The sequence below is a fragment of the Kitasatospora sp. NPDC004745 genome, from assembly GCF_042873275.1.
Taxonomy (GTDB): domain Bacteria; phylum Actinomycetota; class Actinomycetes; order Streptomycetales; family Streptomycetaceae; genus Kitasatospora.
The window spans coordinates 487,379-503,988 of record NZ_JBIALK010000003.1; the positions used below are offsets into that span (position 1 = coordinate 487,379).

Annotated in this window: 7 protein-coding genes; 4 read left to right on the forward strand and 3 right to left on the reverse strand. The window is 76.6% G+C overall.

Annotated elements, in window-relative coordinates; genetic code table 11:
- Positions 1-19 precede the first annotated feature (19 nt).
- Positions 20-919, reverse strand: a complete 900-nt coding sequence (locus ACFYUY_RS09070; protein WP_387899487.1) for a LysR family transcriptional regulator — start codon at positions 917-919, stop codon at positions 20-22.
- Positions 920-1,164: 245 nt separating this feature from the next.
- Here ACFYUY_RS09070 and ACFYUY_RS09075 point away from each other — a divergent pair, with 245 nt between their 5' ends.
- From ACFYUY_RS09075 to ACFYUY_RS09090, 4 genes are all read left to right on the forward strand, one after another.
- Positions 1,165-1,554, forward strand: a complete 390-nt coding sequence (locus ACFYUY_RS09075) for a carboxymuconolactone decarboxylase family protein (protein ID WP_360219037.1) — start codon at positions 1,165-1,167, stop codon at positions 1,552-1,554.
- A 153-nt stretch (positions 1,555-1,707) separates the two neighbouring features.
- Positions 1,708-5,019, forward strand: coding sequence for an AMP-binding protein (locus tag ACFYUY_RS09080; RefSeq protein ID WP_387899490.1), 3,312 nt, complete (start codon positions 1,708-1,710; stop codon positions 5,017-5,019).
- A gap of 203 nt (positions 5,020-5,222) precedes the next feature.
- Complete coding sequence (locus ACFYUY_RS09085) at positions 5,223-6,413, forward strand: NAD(P)/FAD-dependent oxidoreductase (RefSeq protein ID WP_387899493.1); 1,191 nt, start codon at positions 5,223-5,225, stop codon at positions 6,411-6,413.
- A 10-nt stretch (positions 6,414-6,423) separates the two neighbouring features.
- Positions 6,424-7,362, forward strand: coding sequence for a sigma-70 family RNA polymerase sigma factor (locus ACFYUY_RS09090; RefSeq protein ID WP_387899495.1), 939 nt, complete (start codon positions 6,424-6,426; stop codon positions 7,360-7,362).
- Positions 7,363-7,639: 277 nt separating this feature from the next.
- On the opposite strand, the gene ACFYUY_RS09095 is transcribed toward ACFYUY_RS09090, so the two are convergent.
- Both ACFYUY_RS09095 and ACFYUY_RS09100 read right to left on the reverse strand, forming a co-directional pair.
- On the reverse strand, positions 7,640-10,873 hold the full coding sequence (locus tag ACFYUY_RS09095) for an amino acid adenylation domain-containing protein (protein WP_387899498.1): 3,234 nt from the start codon (positions 10,871-10,873) through the stop codon (positions 7,640-7,642).
- Positions 10,870-16,494, reverse strand: a complete 5,625-nt coding sequence (locus tag ACFYUY_RS09100) for an amino acid adenylation domain-containing protein (RefSeq protein WP_387899501.1) — start codon at positions 16,492-16,494, stop codon at positions 10,870-10,872. Before ACFYUY_RS09100 ends, ACFYUY_RS09095 begins: the two co-directional genes overlap by 4 nt.
- Positions 16,495-16,610 lie beyond the last annotated feature (116 nt).

Consider the following 16,610-nt stretch of genomic DNA (forward strand, 5'->3'; position numbering starts at 1 on the left):
CGCCCGGCTGGGCGGGCGGTCAGTGCGTGGCGGCCGCCACCACCGCCGCCACGAAGGCGGGCACGGCGGGGTCGGCCGCGCCCTCCCGCCAGGCGAGCACCACGCGGCTCGGCGGGTAGTCGGCCAGCGGCACGTAGGCCACGCCCTCGGTGACGTGGCGGTGGGTCGCTCCGGCCGGCAGGATGCCGACCGCGCCCTGCCAGACGACGGCGTGCAGGCACTCCGCCACCGAGCGCACCACCGGACCGGACGGTTCCCGGTCCGCCGCCGAGCCGGGCCCCGGCAGCGGGCCCGCCGCCGCTCCGAGCCAGTAGCCGCGCCAGTCCGGGTCGGCGGTCTCGGGCAGCCGGATCCAGGGCCGCGCCCGCAGCGAGCCCACCCGCAACTCGGCGTGCTCCGCCAGGGGATCGCCCGCGGGCACGGCGGCGACCAGGGGCTCCTCCCCCAACGGCTGGAGCGAGAGGTCCGCGGTGTCGAACGGGAGCCTGGTCAGGGCGATGTCGACGCGGCCGGCCCGCAGTCCGGCGGTCGGGTCGCTGAGCTCCGACTCGCAGAGCCGCACCTCCGCCTCGGGGTGCGTGCGGCGGAAGTGCTCGGCCGCCCGCGGGCCGAGTTCCAGTCCGGCGCCGGCGACCGTGCCCACCCTGAGCGTGCGCCGCCGGCCGGTCCGGCTCACCCGCTCCCGGGTGCGGTCGGCCGCCGCCAGCAGCTCGCGGGCCTCGGCCAGCAGCACGGCACCGGCCTCGGTGAGGAGCACGCCCTGCGCGGAACGCTCCAGCAGCCGGCAGTCCAGCTCCCGCTCCAGTTCGCGGATGCGCTGGCTGAGCGGCGGCTGGGACATGTGCAGCCGGGCGGCCGCCCGGCCGAAGTGCCGTTCCTCGGCCACGGCGACGAAGTAGCGCAGGCGGCGGAGGTCCATGCCGTACACCGTATCGGAGCCGTCCGACTCGTCACGGAGCGGTCCGGCCCGCATCGGGTCGGCCCGGCCCGCATCGGGTCGGCCCGGCCCGCATCGGGTCGGCCCGGCCGGTATCGGATTGGTCCGGGCGGTATCGGATCGGTCCGGGCGGTATCGAAACGGTCTTGGACGGGGCGCCGGGCCCGCTGCTGAGCTGGTCCCGTACGGCGGGAGCAGGTCCCGCCCGGTTCTCAGAGGTGACCCGCATGGAACCCGTCAGCCACTCGCACGACCACGGCTACCAGGACCCGTCGGACCTCCAGCGGGCCCGCCAGGTCGGCCGGTTGGCCCCTGCGGAGTTCGCCGCCTGGCAGTCCTTCCAGGCCGCCGTCGACCGCACGGACGGTGCCGTGCCGCGCCGGTACCGCGAGCTCGTCGCGATCGCCGTGGCGTTGACCACCCAGTGCTCGTACTGCCTCGACGTCCACACCGGCCAGGCCCTGAGGCACGGCGTCACCGCCGAGGAGCTGGCCGAGGTCGTCTTCGTCGCCGGGGCCGTCCGCGCCGGCGGATCGCTGGCCCACGGACTGCAGGCGATGAAGCTCTACGACCGGCACGCGACCGCCGCCGGGCAGTCGACCGGGTCGGTGCACTGACACCTCCTGCCGCACGCGGCGGCACCGGCGCACGGGGCCGCCGCGGCGGTGCTGCTGGAGGTGTCGCCGCGGTGGTGGTGGTAAGGGTGCCGCCGCGGTGGTGGTGGCAGAGGTGCCCCGGTTGAACCGCAACCACCGCCCCGGCCAACGGCGGTGACGAGTTGTGAATGGATCTGGCGCTTCCTTTCACTGTTCCGATACGTTCTGGATCACTCAGCGGTCAGCAGCCCTCCGGGAGTCGTCATCAGCGCCCAGTCCGCCCCCGCACCCCTCACCCTCCCCGCACTGCTGGACCACCGGGCCGCGCTGCACCCCGACCGGACGGCACTGCTGGTACCGGGCGGTGGCAGTCTGACCTACCGGACGTGGCGCGAGCGGGCGGTGCGGGCCGCCCAGGGGCTGGCCCGGGCCGGGGTCCGCCCCGGCGACCGGGTGGCGCTGCTGTTCACCAACCGGGAGTGGGACGCGTACGCCGTGGCGTTCCTGGCCGCGCACTACGCCGGCGCGGCCGGGCTGGTGATCCGGGAGGACCTGCCGCCCGAGGACGTCGACCGGCTCGTCGAGGCCGCCGGGGCCCGGCTGGCGATCGCCGGAGGCGGGCCGCACACCTCCCTGCCCACCCTCCGCCTGGACGAACTGGACGAACTGGACGGACTGGACGGACTGAATGAACTGGCCGAACTGGGCGAAAGGGCCGGACCGAACGACCCCGGCGCCCTGGACGGCCCCGGCCACCCGGGCGGCCCCGAGGGCCGGGCCGGCGACGCGCCCGCGGCCGAACCCCCGCACCGGGCCGCCCCCGGCGACCTCGCCCAGATCATCGGGACCTCCGGCACCACCGGCGCCCCCAAGGGCGTCCGCGCCGCCCACGCCAGCCTCACCGCCGGGCTGGTCCTCGCCCCCCGCCCCCGCCCGTACGCGCACTCCCGGTACGCCGTGCACGCCTTCCCGATCGGGACCAACGCCGCCCAGGTCGTGCTGGTGAACGCGCTGACCGCGCAGCCCGCCACGATCTGCCTGCCGCGCTTCGACGCGGAGGAGTTCGGGCGGGTGGTGGAGGAGTTCGGCGCGGGCACCGTCTTCCTGGTGCCGTCCATGGCGGTCGAACTGCTCAACTCCGGGGTAGCCGACCGGCGGGACCTCTCCGGCGTCCTGCTGGTCAGCTCCTCGGCCGCCGCGCTCCCGCCCGCCGTCGCCGCCGGGCTCTGCGCCGCCCTCCCGAAGGCGACCGTCGTCAACACCTACACCTCCGCCGAGGCCTCCCCCGCCCAGGTCTCCGCGATCGTCGACCCGGCCCGCCCCGGGTCGGTCGGCCGCCCGACCGACCCGGCCGCCCTGCGGATCCTCGACGAGACCGGACGGCCCGTCGCCCCCGGCGGCACCGGCGAGATCTGGCTGCGCCAGCCGGGCCCGCCGCGCGGGTACGTCGGAGCCGGATCGGCCGACGTGTTCCGGGACGGCTGGGTGCGGATGGGCGACCTCGGCCGGCTCGACGGGGACGGCCACCTCCACCTGGTCGACCGCGAGAGCGACATCGTCAAGTCCGGCGCCCTGAAGGTCTCGACGCTGCGCATCGAGGCCGTGCTGCACGAGCACCCGCGGGTCGCCGACGCCGCCGCGCTCGGACTGCCGCACCCGGTGATGGGTCAGGTGCCGGTCGCCGCGGTGGTCCCCTCACCCGGCGGAATCGACCTCGACGAGCTACGGCTCTTCCTCGGCACCCGGCTGGCCCGGCCCGAACTGCCGGTGCGCGTCCTGCTGACGGACGCCCTGCCCCGCAACCCCAGCGGCAAGGTCGTCAAGCACCGCCTGCGGGCGCGCTTCGAGGAGCCCGCGACCGCCTCGGGCGGCACCGCGCCGGCCACGGCACGGGAGCTCGCGCTGGCGGGCCTGTGGCGCAGCGTGCTGGGGCGGCCGGTCCGGGCCGTGGAGGAGGAGTTCTTCGCCCTCGGCGGGGACTCCTTCCGGGCCGTCCAGCTGGCCGCCGCGATCACCGCCGAGTTCGGGGTCGCGGCGGGGACGGCCCTGGTCTTCGAACGGCCCTCGCTGCGGGCCCAGGCCGCCTGGCTGGAGCAGGCGGCGACGGCCCCCACCCCGCCCGTCACCGCGGCCCCCGCCCCCGCCGCACCCGCCGGCGGTGCTCCGGCCGCGGCCGGCGTGCCGGCCTTCCTGCGGGCGCTGCGCGCCCAGCCGCACGCGCTGCCCCTCACCTCGCAGCAGGAGAACTTCCTGCGCTGGATGGCCGAGGCCCCCGGCCGCCAGGTCGGTTCGGTGGCGGTGATGTTCCGGGTGATGGCGGAGCTGCGGACCGACGCGCTGGCCGAGGCCCTGCACGAGGTGGTCCGCCGCCACCCCGCGCTGCGCACCCGCTTCGTCCCGGTGCCCGGGAGCGGCCCGGACACCCCGCCCGGCCTCCACCGGACGGTGCTGGACGGCGAACCGGCCGCCGACGTGGTGCTGGTGGACGCCCCCGGCCTCGACGACGCCGAGGTGTCGGCCCGGCTGGTCGCCGAACGGGACCGCCCGACGGACCACACGGCCGGGCCGACGACCCGGCTGGCCGTGGTGAGCCGCGGGCCGGAGGACCACGTCGTCCTGCTGGCCGTCCACCACCTCGTCGCCGACGGCTGGTCGCTCGGCGTCCTGCTGCGCGACCTGGGGGTGTGCTACTCGGCACTGCGCAACGGCCGCCCGGCCCCGGCGGCGCGCCCCGGGCCGGCCTACCGCGAGCTGGTGGAGTGGTCGAACGCGCACTGGCCGGCCAACCGGGCGCACTTCGCGGCCACGCTCGCGGGCGCGCCCGCCGCGGTCGACCCCTTCCCGGGGCGGCGGCACACCGAGGTGGTGCTGAGTGCCGCCCGGGCGTTCACCGTGCCGCCCGCCCGGGCGGCGGCCCTGCGGGCCCGGGCGGCGGAGCTGGGGGCCACGCTGTTCCTCGCGGTGGCCGCGGTGTGGAGCGGGCTGCTGGCCGAACGCAGCGGGCAGCGGGACCTCGTCCTGATGACGCCGGTACCGGGCCGGACCAGGCCGGAGGCGGAACGGGCGGTCGGCTGCTTCGTGCAGTCGCTGCTGCTGCGGGTGGACGCCTCCGGCGCGCCCGGGTTCGCCGAGCTGCTCGACCGGGTGCGGGCCGCCGCCACCGCCGCGCTGGACCACCAGCTCTACCCGTTCGCGGAGTTCAGCCCGCTGGTCCCGTTCGCGGCCTGGCTGCGGTACGAGAGCTGGAGCGCCCCGGCGCAGCTGCCCGGGGTGGCCTGCGCCGCGTGGGAGCTGCCGCGCAACGCCACCGTGCCCTACCCGCTCCCCGGTGGCGACCGGCACGTCCCGGAGCTCGCCGTCACCGAGCAGCCGGACGGCGGGCTGCGCTGCTGGCTGCGCTACAACGAGCACGCCTTCCCCGCCGGCGCGGTGGACGCGCTGGCCGCGGACCTCGCCGCCGCACTGGCCGCGGCGGCGGGGGCCTGACCGCCGGGACCGCCCTGCGGCCGAGCGCTGCAGCCGACCGGTGAGCCGCTGAACCGGCCACCTGAGCAGCGGGGGTCCCGCGGTGTGACGGACCGGCCCGCGCACCTGCGGCCCGACCAGTGGCCCACGTCACATCCGCCTCCTGTCAGCAATCGGGGCGCCGTCTCGTCCAAGGGGCACGCGAACGAGACAGGAGCAACGCCATGAAGCACCGCATCGTCGTACTCGGCGCCGGATACGCCGGGGCCTTCGCCGCCGGGAACCTGGCCCGCCGGCTCTCCCCCGCCGACACCGAGGTGACCGTCGTCAACGCCGTGCCCGACTTCGTCGAGCGGATGCGACTCCACCAGCTCGCGGCCGGCCGGGACCTCGCGTTCCGCACGCTCGCCGACGTCTTCGCGGGCACCGGGGTGCGCCTGCGCCTGGCGCTCGTCACCGGCGTCGACCCCGAGCGCAGGACCGTCGCCCTGACCGGCGAGGACGGCGACGGCGAGCTGGAGTACGACACCCTTCTCTACGCGCTCGGCAGCTCCGCGGCCGACCACGGTGTCCCCGGCGTGACCGAGTACGCCTGTGACGTGACCGGCCGGGCCTCGGCGCTGCGTCTGCGCGAGCGCCTGGCCGCCCTCGGTGAGGGCGGCACCGTGCTGGTGGTCGGTGAGGGGCTGACCGGCATCGAGACCGCCACGGAGCTCGCCGAGTCCCGGCCCGACCTCTCCGTCGCGCTCGCCGCCCGCGGCGAGCCGGGCGCCTGGCTCGCCCCGAGGGCCCGCCGTCACCTGCGCCGGGCCTTCGACCGGCTCGGCGTCACCGTCCACGAGCACACCGGCGTCGTGGCCGTCGAGCCGACACGGGTGATCGCCTCCGACGGCAGGTCCGTTCCCGCCGACGTGACCGTGTGGTCGGCCGGGTTCGCCGTTCACCCCGTCGCGGCCGCCGGCGGCCTGGAGGTCGCCGGGACCGGCCAGATCGTCGTCGACCGCACCATGCGCTCGGTCTCGCACCCGGACGTCTACGCCGTCGGTGACTGTGCCTACGCGATCGGCGCGAACGGGCGGCCTCTGCCGATGTCCTGCGCCTCGGCCGGCTTCACCACCATGCAGGCGAGCGCCGCGATCATCGCGCGCCTGACGGGCCGCCGGGTCCCGACCACCGGGCTGAAGTACTACGGGAACCACATCAGCCTCGGGCAGCGGGACGCGATCTTCCAGATGGTGGACGGGGACGTCCGGTCGAGGTCCTGGTACCTGGGCGGCCGGGCCGCCGCCCGGCTCAAGTCGGGCGTGCTCACGGGGGCCGGGTGGGGCATCGTCCACCCGACCTTCGGCATGCCGAAGCGCAAGCTCCGCCTGGCCGCCGAGCCTGGCCGGACCGCTGCGGGGACCGCCGCATAGGCTGCCCCGCATGGACAGCGCAGCCATCGATCGGTTCGAGGCCGGCCGGGGCCGGCTGGCCTCGCTCGCGTACCGCCTGCTCGGCTCGGCCGCCGACGCCGAGGACGCCGTGCAGGACGCGTTCCTCCGCTGGCAGGCCGCGGACCGGGACCGCATCGACGTGCCGGAGGCGTGGTTGACCAAGGTCGTCACCAACCTCTGCCTCGACCGGCTCCGCTCGGCGCAGGCGCGCCACGAGCGAGCGGCCGGAGACTGGCTGCCCGAACCACTCCTCGAGGGCGATCCGATGCTCGGCCCCGCCGATACCTTCGAGCAGCGGGAATCGGTGTCCTTGGCCGTCCTGACCCTCATGGAGCGCCTCTCCCCGGTCGAGCGGGCCGCCTACGTCCTGCGCGGGGCCTTCTCCTACTCCCACGCCGAGATCGCCGGGATCCTCGACATCACCGAGTCCGCGAGCCAGCAGCACGTCCACCGGGCCCGCCGCAGGGTCTCCGCCGAGCGCCGCGGCGGTGGCGAGGTGGACCCCGCGTCCGCGCGCCGGGTCGTCGAGGAGTTCCTCGCCGCCGCGGTGTCGGGGCGCACCGAACGGCTCGTGGCGCTGCTCACCGCCGACGCCACCGCGGTCTCGGACGGCGCCGGACTGGCCAGGCGGCTCCTGCGGTACACGACGCGCGAGCGCATCGCCTCCTTCGTTCGGGCCGGCTTCAAGGCCACGCCGGCGAAGCGGCGGCTGGCCGGCGGCTCGCCCGCGATGCACATCGCGCTGGTCAACGGATCCCCGGCGGTCCTCGCCGTGGTCGACGACCGGGTCGTGGGCGCCGTGGCGTTCGACGTCAGCGGCGGCAAGGTCGCGTCGCTGCGCGGCATCGCCGCCGCGGCTCGGATCGCGCGCCTCGACGAGGCTTGGCGACAGCACGAACACGACGTGCCGGTCATCAGCGCATGGTGACCGGAGCCACCGCAGTCCGGTGAGGTGAGCCGGAGCGGGGGCGGCACTCCTCCGGCCCTGCACGCGGACGGTTCGGCCTCGGCGGCGACGAACCGCCCTGACCGAGCGGGGCCCGTGACGGCGCTCTCGACAGCGCCGCCTCCCCCCGCCCCGGCCCCCGCCCCGGCCAGGTGGAGCGCCCGGTCACACGCCCCGGGGGTCCGGCCTGCGAGGGCCGTCCGGGCCGCCGGGCGCCAGCACCCCCGGAAGCCCCCCGACCGGCGGGGCGGCCGGGGGCTCACCCGCCGAGCCGGTCGGCGGCCTCGTCCTCGCTCAGGGCGTCGATCTCGGCGATCAGCCGCGCCTCGATCCGCGCCGCCAGCGTCGCCGCCGTGCCGCTCTCGAACACCTCGCGGATGGGCACGTCCAGGCCCAGGCCCGCCCGGATCCGCGCGGCGACCCGGGTGACCAGCAGGGAGTCCCCGCCGAGCGCGAAGAAGTCGTCGAGCACCCCCACCCGGGGCAGGCCGAGCACCTCCTGCCAGAGCCCGGTGACGAACTGTTCGGCGTCGGTGCGCGGCGCGAGGTAGCGCGGGCCGCCGTCGGGTTCGGGGTCGGGCAGCGCGGCGAGGTCGGGCTTGCCGTTCGGGGTCAGCGGCAGCCTCCCCATCACCACCACGGTGTCCGGTACGAGGTAGGCCGGCAGCCGCGCCGCCAGGTGCGCGCGCAGTCCGGCGGCGTCGGCCTCGGCGCCCGGGCGGGGGACGGCGTAGGCCAGCAGCCGCCGGCCGCCGCGCAGCGCCACCGCGGCCTGGGCGACGGCCGGGTGGGCGGCCAGGGCGGACTCGATCTCGGCGGGTTCGATCCGGTAGCCGCGCAGCTTGAGCTGGCCGTCGACGCGGCCCAGGTACTCCAGCCGCCCGTCGGTGCGCCAGCGGGCGCGGTCGCCGGTGCGGTACATCCGGCCCCCGGCGAACGGGTCCGGCACGAAGGCGGCGGCGGTCAGGTCGGGCCGGCCGAGGTAGCCCCGGGCCAGGCCGGCACCGCCGACGTATAGCTCGCCCTCGGCGCCGCGCGGCAGCAGCCCGCCCTGCTCGTCCAGCACGTAGAGCCGGACGCCCGGCAGCGGGCGGCCCAGCGGGGGGCGGTGGAGGGCGTCGTCGGCCGTGAGGTCGGTCGCGGTGACGATCACGGTGGCCTCGGTGGGGCCGTAGGTGTTGACCAGCCGCACGGTGTCGCCGTGGCGCGCGTGCCACCGGGCGACGGCGTCGGCGCCGACCTGGGAGCCGCCGAGGATCTGCAGGCGCAGCGCGGCCGGCCAGCGGGTCTGCTCGCCGAGCCCGACGAGCTCCTCCCAGTACGCCGTCGGCAGGTCCAGCACCGTGACGGTGTCGCCGTGCGGGCCGCCCAGCAGGTCGGGCAGGCTGCGGCCGCCGCCGGGGAGCAGGACGACGCACGCGCCGGAGGCGAGCGCCGGCCACAGCTCCTCCACGTGGGTGTCGAAGCCGAGGGAGGCGAACTGGACGATCCGGTCGGCGGGCCCGAGCGCGTACCCGTCGGGGCCGGCCATCCAGGCGACCCGGGCGGAGAGCGCGGGGTGGTCGACGGCGACGGCCTTGGGGGCGCCGGTGGATCCGGAGGTGTAGAGCACGTAGGCCAGGCCGCCGGGGTCGGGGGCGGCCTCGGGCCCGTCCGGTCGGTCGCTCCCGGCCTCCGGATCGGTCCCGTTCTCCGGGCCGGTCCCGCTCTCCGGGCCGGTCCCGCTCTCCGGATCGGTCCCGTTCTCCGCCCCGTCGAGGACCAGCACCGCGTCGGCCTCGCGCAGCATCAGCCGGCGGCGCTCCTCGGGGTGCGCCGGGTCGAGCGGCAGGTACGCGGCGCCGGCCTTCCAGACCGCCGTCAGGGCGACGACCAGGTCGAAGGAGGGCGGGATCGAGACCGCGACCACCCGGCCGGCCACCGGCCCCAGCCGCCGGGCCAGGTCGGTGGAGCGCCGGTCGAGTTCGCGATAGCTCAGGGCCTGGCCGTCGCACTCCAGCGCGGGCGCGTCCGGGCGGGCCGCGGCCTGCTCGGCGAACCGCTCCAGCACCGTCCGCACACCGGCACCCGCCGGCCCCGCCGGCCCCGCCGGATCTTCGGAGCCCGCCGCGTCCGCCGGCCCCTGCCCGAGGGCCAGCAGCTCCGCGCGCTCCTGCGGCCCGACCGCCCAGTCCCCGTCCAGGGCGAGCCCCGGGTCGTCGACCACCCGGGCGAGGAGGTCGCGGCAGCGCCGGCCGAGGGCCTCCACGGTGGCCCGGTCGAGCACCTCGCGGTCGAAGCAGAAGGAGAGCGTCAGCCCGCCGTCGGGGGTGCGCCAACTGTCCAGCAGCAGATCGGTCTTGGCCTGCTCGAAGCCGGAGTCCATGCTCGCCGTGCGGACGCCGGCGGGCAGCGCGGGGGCTCCGGGGCCGGCGGCCAGGTCGTACTGGCTCTGGTGGACGAACACCGCCCGGTAGAGCGGTCCTGCGCCGGCCTCGGCGGGCAGGTCGAGGTGGGCCGCCAGGCGCTCGACGGGCAGGTCCGGGTGGCTCAGGGCGGCGAGCGTGGCCGAGCGGGTGCGGCGCAGTGCGGTGCGGAAGTCGGGCCGCCCGCCGAGCTCGGCCCGGATCACGGCCGTCCGGCTGAAGTAGCCGAGCAGTGCCTCGTGCGCGGCCTCGGTGCGGCCGGCCAGCGGCGTGCCGACCAGGAAGTCGCGGCATCCGGTCCAGCGGGCGAGCACGAACTGGTAGCCGGTGAGCAGCACCATGAACGGGGTGCAGCGCTCCTGCCGGGCCAGCCGGTCCAGCGCGGTCGTCTCCTCGGCGCCGAGGTGGACGGTGGCGAACCCGGCGGGCCGGGTCGGCCGGGCGGGCCTCGGGCGGTCGAGCGGCAGCCGCAGCGCCCCGGTGCCGGCCAGCTTGCCGGCCCAGTGACGGAACGCCTCCTCGCCGGCCCCGGCGGCCGTCCTGGCCTGTTCGGCCCTGGCGAAGTCGCCGTACTGGAAGGGGAGTTCGGGGAGCTCCGCGGGTGCCTCGCCGATCGCCTCGCGGTAGAGGGCGAGCAGTTCGCGCCACATCGTCCGGAACGACCAGCCGTCCGAGACGATGTGGTGGAGGACGACGCAGAGCGCGTGCTCCCGCTCGCCCGCACTGACCAGCGCGGCCCGCAGCGGGGGCCGCACGGCGAGGTCGAAGGGCGCGTTGACGTAGCGGCGGCAGGCGTCGGTGAACGCCGACTCGTCGGCGCCGTCCGGCAGTCGGACCCGGGCCAGCTCGATCCCGGCCGGGGGCTCGACCAGCTGGACGGGCTCGTCGCCGTCCAGTGCGAAGCGGGTGCGCAGCACCTCGTGCCGGACGGTCAGCCGGTGCAGCGCGGTGCGCAGGGCCTCCGGGTCGATCGGGCCGGTCCAGCGCCGGTTGAGGTACATGTTGAACCCGGCGTCCTCCGGGTGGAGTTGCTGGAGGAACCAGAGCCGGCGCTGTTCGGCGGTCAGCGGGTGGGTGGCGGTGGTCACCGGAGGGTCACCTCGGTCTCGGAGCGGTGCGGGCTGGTGGGTGCGGGGGCGGCCCGGCCCTGCAGGGCCTGCAGGCCGACCAGGTCGTCGGGTTCCGCGTCGGGCACGTCGCGGTCGAAGTGGCGCAGCGCGGGGACGGCCAGGCAGGCGAGCACGAGGGCGGCCATGGCGAGACCGAACAGCAGGTAGAGCAGTCCGATCCCGCGGCCCTCGCCGGTGCCGATGAGCCGCCCGACGGTCGGGGCGAGGGCGCCGTCGTGGTCCATCAGCGGTTGGAGCAGCCGGGGGCCGAACGGTGCGACCAGCGCGAACCCGACCGGCAGGGTCGACCAGGCGACCATGGTGTTCACCGCGATCACCCGGCCGTGGAAGCGCAGCGGCACCTTGGTCTGCACGATCGTCGCGTAGACGCCGTTGACCAGGGCCAGCGTGTAGGCCATGCCGAAGGCCCCGAGCGCGACCACCGGCACGGCCGCGCGCAGCCCGGTGACCAGGCAGGCCGCGGCGAGGGCCAGGGTGGCGAGCAGCACCCCGCGCAGCCGCCGGTGGCGCGGCCCGCCCCAGGTGAGCAGGGTGAGCCCGCCGAGGACGGCGCCGAGGCCGGCCGCGGTGGAGACCCAGCCGGCGGCGGCCAGCGGGGCGATGGAGAGCACCAGTGGGGTGGTGAGCAGGAACAGCGGGGAGAGGAAGACGTTCAGCGCCGCGAAGAACAGCAGCATGGCCCGGAAGTGCCGGCTGCCGAGGGCGCGTCGGAAGCCCTCGCGGATCTCGGCGGAGACGCTCTCGCGGCGGCTGGCGCCCATCAGGTCGGGGAAGCGGACGGCCAGGGTGACGCCGAGCGCGGCGGCGTAGCTCGCCACGTCCAGGGTGAGGATGCCGCCCAGCCCGATGGCGGCGAGCAGGCCGACGGCGAACAGCGGGACGAGGAACTGGGCGAGTCCGAAGGCCATCTGGACGAGGCCGTTGGCCCGGCCGAGGTAGCGTTTGGGGACGAGTTGGGGCACCGCCGCGTTCCAGGCGAGCCGTTGGAAGGTGAGCGCGGCGGAGAGCACGCCGACGAGCAGGTAGGCGTGCCAGACCTGCAGCGCCCCGGTGAGGTGGAGGATCAGCAGGACGGCCTGGGTGGCGCCGGCGGCGAGGTCCCCGTACAGCATGACGCGGCGCCGGTCGCCACGGTCGACGACGGCCCCCGCGAGCGGCGCGGCGAGGATGCCGGGGACGAGTCCGCAGGCGGCCAGCAGGCCGAACTGGGCGAGGGAGCCGGTGCGGAGGTAGATCCAGACCGGGAGCGCGAACTCGGTGAGCGCCGATCCGATCATCGACACCTGCTGCCCGGAGGCGACGGTGAGGAAGCGGCGCATGGTCGGGCGCAGCGGGGCCGCCTGCCGCCCGTCGTCCCGTCCGGTGTCCCGGGACGTGCCGGCGAGCCACCAGGTCGCCCCGGCGGTGCGCCGGTGGCGCTCCTCCCGGCCCGCGGCGATCGAGCGGTGCACGCGGGTGAGGATCTCCGCGAGTTCGGCGGCCCGGTACTTGAGGTAGAAGTGGCCGGCCTCGTCGAGGACGACGACGGCGACGGTGTCGGCGAGCCGGTGCCACTCGCGGTAGCGCTCCTGGTAGAACTCGGTCGCCGGGTCGCGCTCGCCGCAGACCGCGATGATCGGGGCCCGCAGCCGGCCGGCGGCTGCGCCGTCCGCGGCGGTACCGGCGCTTTCCCCGTCCGCGGCGCCCGTTGTGCCGCCGTCCGCGGCCGGCCCCGTTCCGCCGCCGCCCTCGAAGAGCCGGGTGAAGTAGCGCTCGGCCTCCTTGGTGCCGGTGCGGCGGTTGCGCACGATCAGCCGCAGCTGCTCGGCGTCGACCTCGTCGGTGTCCAGGCCGGCCGCCGCCAGGGCGTTGATCATGCCCTGGTCGCTGCGCAGCCGGTCGACGAGGTCCGCCCACCGCTCGCCGACGGCGGCACCGCGCCCCCGCGGGCGGGCGAACGGGAAGATGCCGCCCAGGTGGACGGCCTCGATCTCCCGGCCCGCCGCCTCGACCAGCCGGGCGATCTCCACCGCGAGGCGCACGCCCACCCCGCAGTGCCCGTAGAGCACGATCGGGCCGGGGACGTTGTCGACGATCTCGCGGGCGCAGGTCGCGGCGACCTCGTCGATGTCCATCGGGTCCTCGCCGAGTTCGTGCCCCGGGACGGCGACGGAGTAGAGCGCCCAGTCCGGCGGCAGCGCGTCGGCGAGCGGCTTGTAGATCAGGGCGCTGCCGCCCCCGTACGGGGTGCAGACCAGGCTGGCGGTGGTGCGCACGCGCGGCGGGGTGAGCCGGTGGAGCAGGCCGCCGGGGCCGCGTTCGGCGGCCGGGTCGGTGACCAGGGCGGCGAGCCGGCGGACGGTGGAGTGCGTGAACAGGTCCATCACCCCGACCGGCACCGGCAGGCCGGGGAAGGCCCGGCGCAGCCGGGCGACGACCTGGGTGGCGAGCAGGGAGTGGCCGCCGAGGTCGAAGAAGTCGTCCAGCGCGCCGACTCGTTCGACGCCCAGCACCTCGGCCCAGATCCCGGCGATCAGCGTCTCGGCGCCGTCCTCCGGCTCGACGTGGCCGCTGGGCGCCGGGTCGCCGGGCTCGGGCAGCGACCGGCGGTCGACCTTGCCGTGCGCCAGCAGGGGAAGCCGGTCGAGCACCACGTAGCGGGCCGGGACCATGTGGTCGGGCAGGACGGCGCCGAGCGCCGCGCGCAGCTCGGCGGCGGTCGGCGCGGGCCCGGGGCCGGGGTGCTCCAGGTAGCCGACCAGGTTCTGCCGCACGCCCTCGCCGTGGAGGGTGACCAGCGCCTGGGTGACGCCGGGCAGGGCGGTCAGCGCGGCCTCGACCTCCCCGGGCTCGACCCGGTGGCCGCGGACCTTGATCTGGTCGTCCGCGCGCCCCAGGTACTCCAGCGCGCCGTCCGGCCGCCAGCGGGCGAGGTCTCCGGTGCGGTACATCCGGCCGCCGGTGAGCGGATCCTCGACGAAGCGCTCGGCGGTCAGGTCGGGGCGGCCCAGGTAGCCACGGGCCAGTCGGTCCCCGCCGACGTACAGCTCGCCGGTCACTCCGGGTGGTACCGGCCGGCGGGCCGCGTCCAGCACGTAGCAGCGTGCCCCGGCCAGCGGTGTGCCGATCGGGGTGTTGCCGGGGCCGGCCTCGCCCGGCAGCACCTCGTGGACGGTGACCCCGACGGTGGCCTCGGTGGGCCCGTAGTGGTTGAACACCGCGCACCGGCCGCGGCCGGCCAGGTCCGCCGCCCAGGTCCGGGACGAGGCCTCCCCGCCGAGCACCAGGGCCCGGCGCGGGAGCAGCCGCTCGGGGGCCGTGTCGGCCATCAGCGCGGCCAGGTGGGAGGGCGTCATCTTGAGGTAGTCGATGCCCTCGCGCTCGATGTGCTCGGCGAGTTCGGCCCCGGCCACGCGGCGCGGCAGCAGGTGCACCCGGCCTCCGGTGGTCAGCGCCAGGTAGAGCATGGTGAGGCTGAAGTCGAACGCCAGGGACTGCGGCAGGCCGTAGCTCGCACCGGGCTCGATCCGCAGCCGTTCCCGGACGCCGGCGAGGTAGTTGAGGATCTGGCGGTGCTGCACCGCGACGCCCTTGGGCTGCCCGGTGGAGCCGGAGGTGTAGATCAGGTAGGCGAGGTCGTCCGGTTCGGAGGTCTCCTCCAACGGGCCCTCTCCGTCGGCGGGTTCGGCCCCGTCGGGTTCGGCCCCGACGGGTCCGGCCGCGGCGGGCTCCTCCGCGAGCTCGTCGAGGAGCAGGTCCGCGCCCTGGTGGTCGGCCAGCAGCGGCCGCAGCCGCGAGTCCGTCACCAGGACCCGGACGCCGGCGTCCGCGACCAGCTGGGCGAGCCTCGCGGGCGGCTGCTCCGGGTCCAGCGGGAGGTAGCAGCCGCCGGCCTTCAGCACGCCGACCAGGGCGACGGCGAGCTCCGGGGACTGTTCCAGGCAGATCGCGACGCGGTCGTCCGGGCCGACGCCCAGCGCACGCAGCCTGCGGGCCAGCACGGCGGCCCTGGCGTCGAGTTCGCGGTGGCTCACGGTCCGGCCGGCGCACACCAGGGCCGGCCGGTCACCCGCCTCGCGGGCGGCCGCGGCGAGTAGCGCCGTCAGCGTCCCGGGGCCGCCGGACGGCAGCTCGGGGCCCGCCGCCCAGCGTTCGAGCACGTCGTGGCGTTCCGTCGCGGTGAGCACCGGCAGTTCGTCGACGGGCTGCGCCGGGTCGGCGGTGGCGGCCGCCATCAGCACCTCGAAGCGCTCGGCGAGCCGCCGGACGGTGTCGGCCTCGAAGAGGTCGGTGCGGTAGGTGATCAGCCCGTAGAGCCCGCCGTCGCGCTTCTCCCGCAGGTAGAAGGCGAGGTCGGCGTGGGTGGTGGTGGCCCGGTAGCCGAAGCCCTCGGTGGCGGGCGCGGCGGTGCGCTCCCCGTAGTTCTGGAAGGCGAAGGTGGTCTGGAAGACGGCCGCGCGGCTGACGTCCCGCTCGACGTCCAGGTCCGCGACCATCTGCTCGAACGGCACCTCCTGGTGGGTGTACGCGTCGAGCGTGGTCTCCCGCACCCGGGCGAGCAGCTCGGCGAAGGACCGCCCGGGCTCCAGTCTGGCCCGGATCGGCAGCATGTTCACGAACGCGCCGACCACGCCCTCCAGTTCGCGGTGCAGCCGGCCGGCCACCGCGGAGCCGACGGCGAAGTCCCGCTGCCCGGCGTGCCTCCCCAGCAGCACCTGGAGCCCGGCCATCAGCACCATGTACGTCGAGGCGCCGTGCGCGCGGGCGCACTCGGCGACGGCCCGCACCAGCTCCGGGCCCCAGTGCAGCTCCAGGGCGGCGCCCTCGAAGGTGAGCAGCGCGGGCCGCGGCCGGTCGGTGGGCAGCTCCAGTGCCGGGACGCCGGCGAGTTCGGCCCGCCAGTGCTCCCGGGAGGCGGCGAGGGCGCCGCCCGCCAGGCGCTCGCGCTGCCAGCAGGCGTAGTCGCCGAACTGGACGGGCAGGTCCGCCAGCCCGGCCGGGGTGCCGTCGGCGTGCTGGGCGTAGAGCGCGTCCAGTTCGCGGTTCAGGATGTCGATGGACCAGCCGTCGCAGACGATGTGGTGCATGGCCAGCGCGAGGACGTGGTCCTCGGCGCCGAGCCGGATCAGCCGGGCCCGGAGGAGGGGTCCGGCCGCCAGGTCGAAGGGCCGGGCGACCAGCGCGCCGACCTCCTCGGCGGCTCTTCGCTCCGGGTCCGGGTCGGCGGAGACGTCCACCGGCTCGGCGGGGAACGGGCCCGGCGGGGCGATCACGACCTCGGCGGTGCCGTGGTCGGTGGTGGGGAAGGACATCCGCAGCCCCTCGTGGCGGTTCACCAGGTCGGTGAGCGCCCGGTCCAGGGCCTGCCGGTCGAGCGGGCCGCGTAACCGGCGGGCCGGGGCCAGTGCGTAGGCCGTGCCGCCCGGGCTGAACTGGTCCATGAACCAGAGCCGCTCCTGCCCGCTGGACAGCGGCGGCGGGCTGCCCGCCGGGCGGGGTCCGACCGTCCGGCTCGGCGCCGCGGCGCCCCGCAGGCGCTGGGCGAGCAGGGCGCGCTTGGTGGCGGACCAGTCGGCGGGCAGGTCCTGGGTGTCGGTCATCGGCGGTCCATTCGGGCGAGGCGGGGCGGGGTGCTGGTGACGAGCGGGTGCTGGTGACGGGTGCCGAGCCGACGGGGACGCCGCTCGGGGGTGCGGGGCCGGTGACGGGAGCGGGG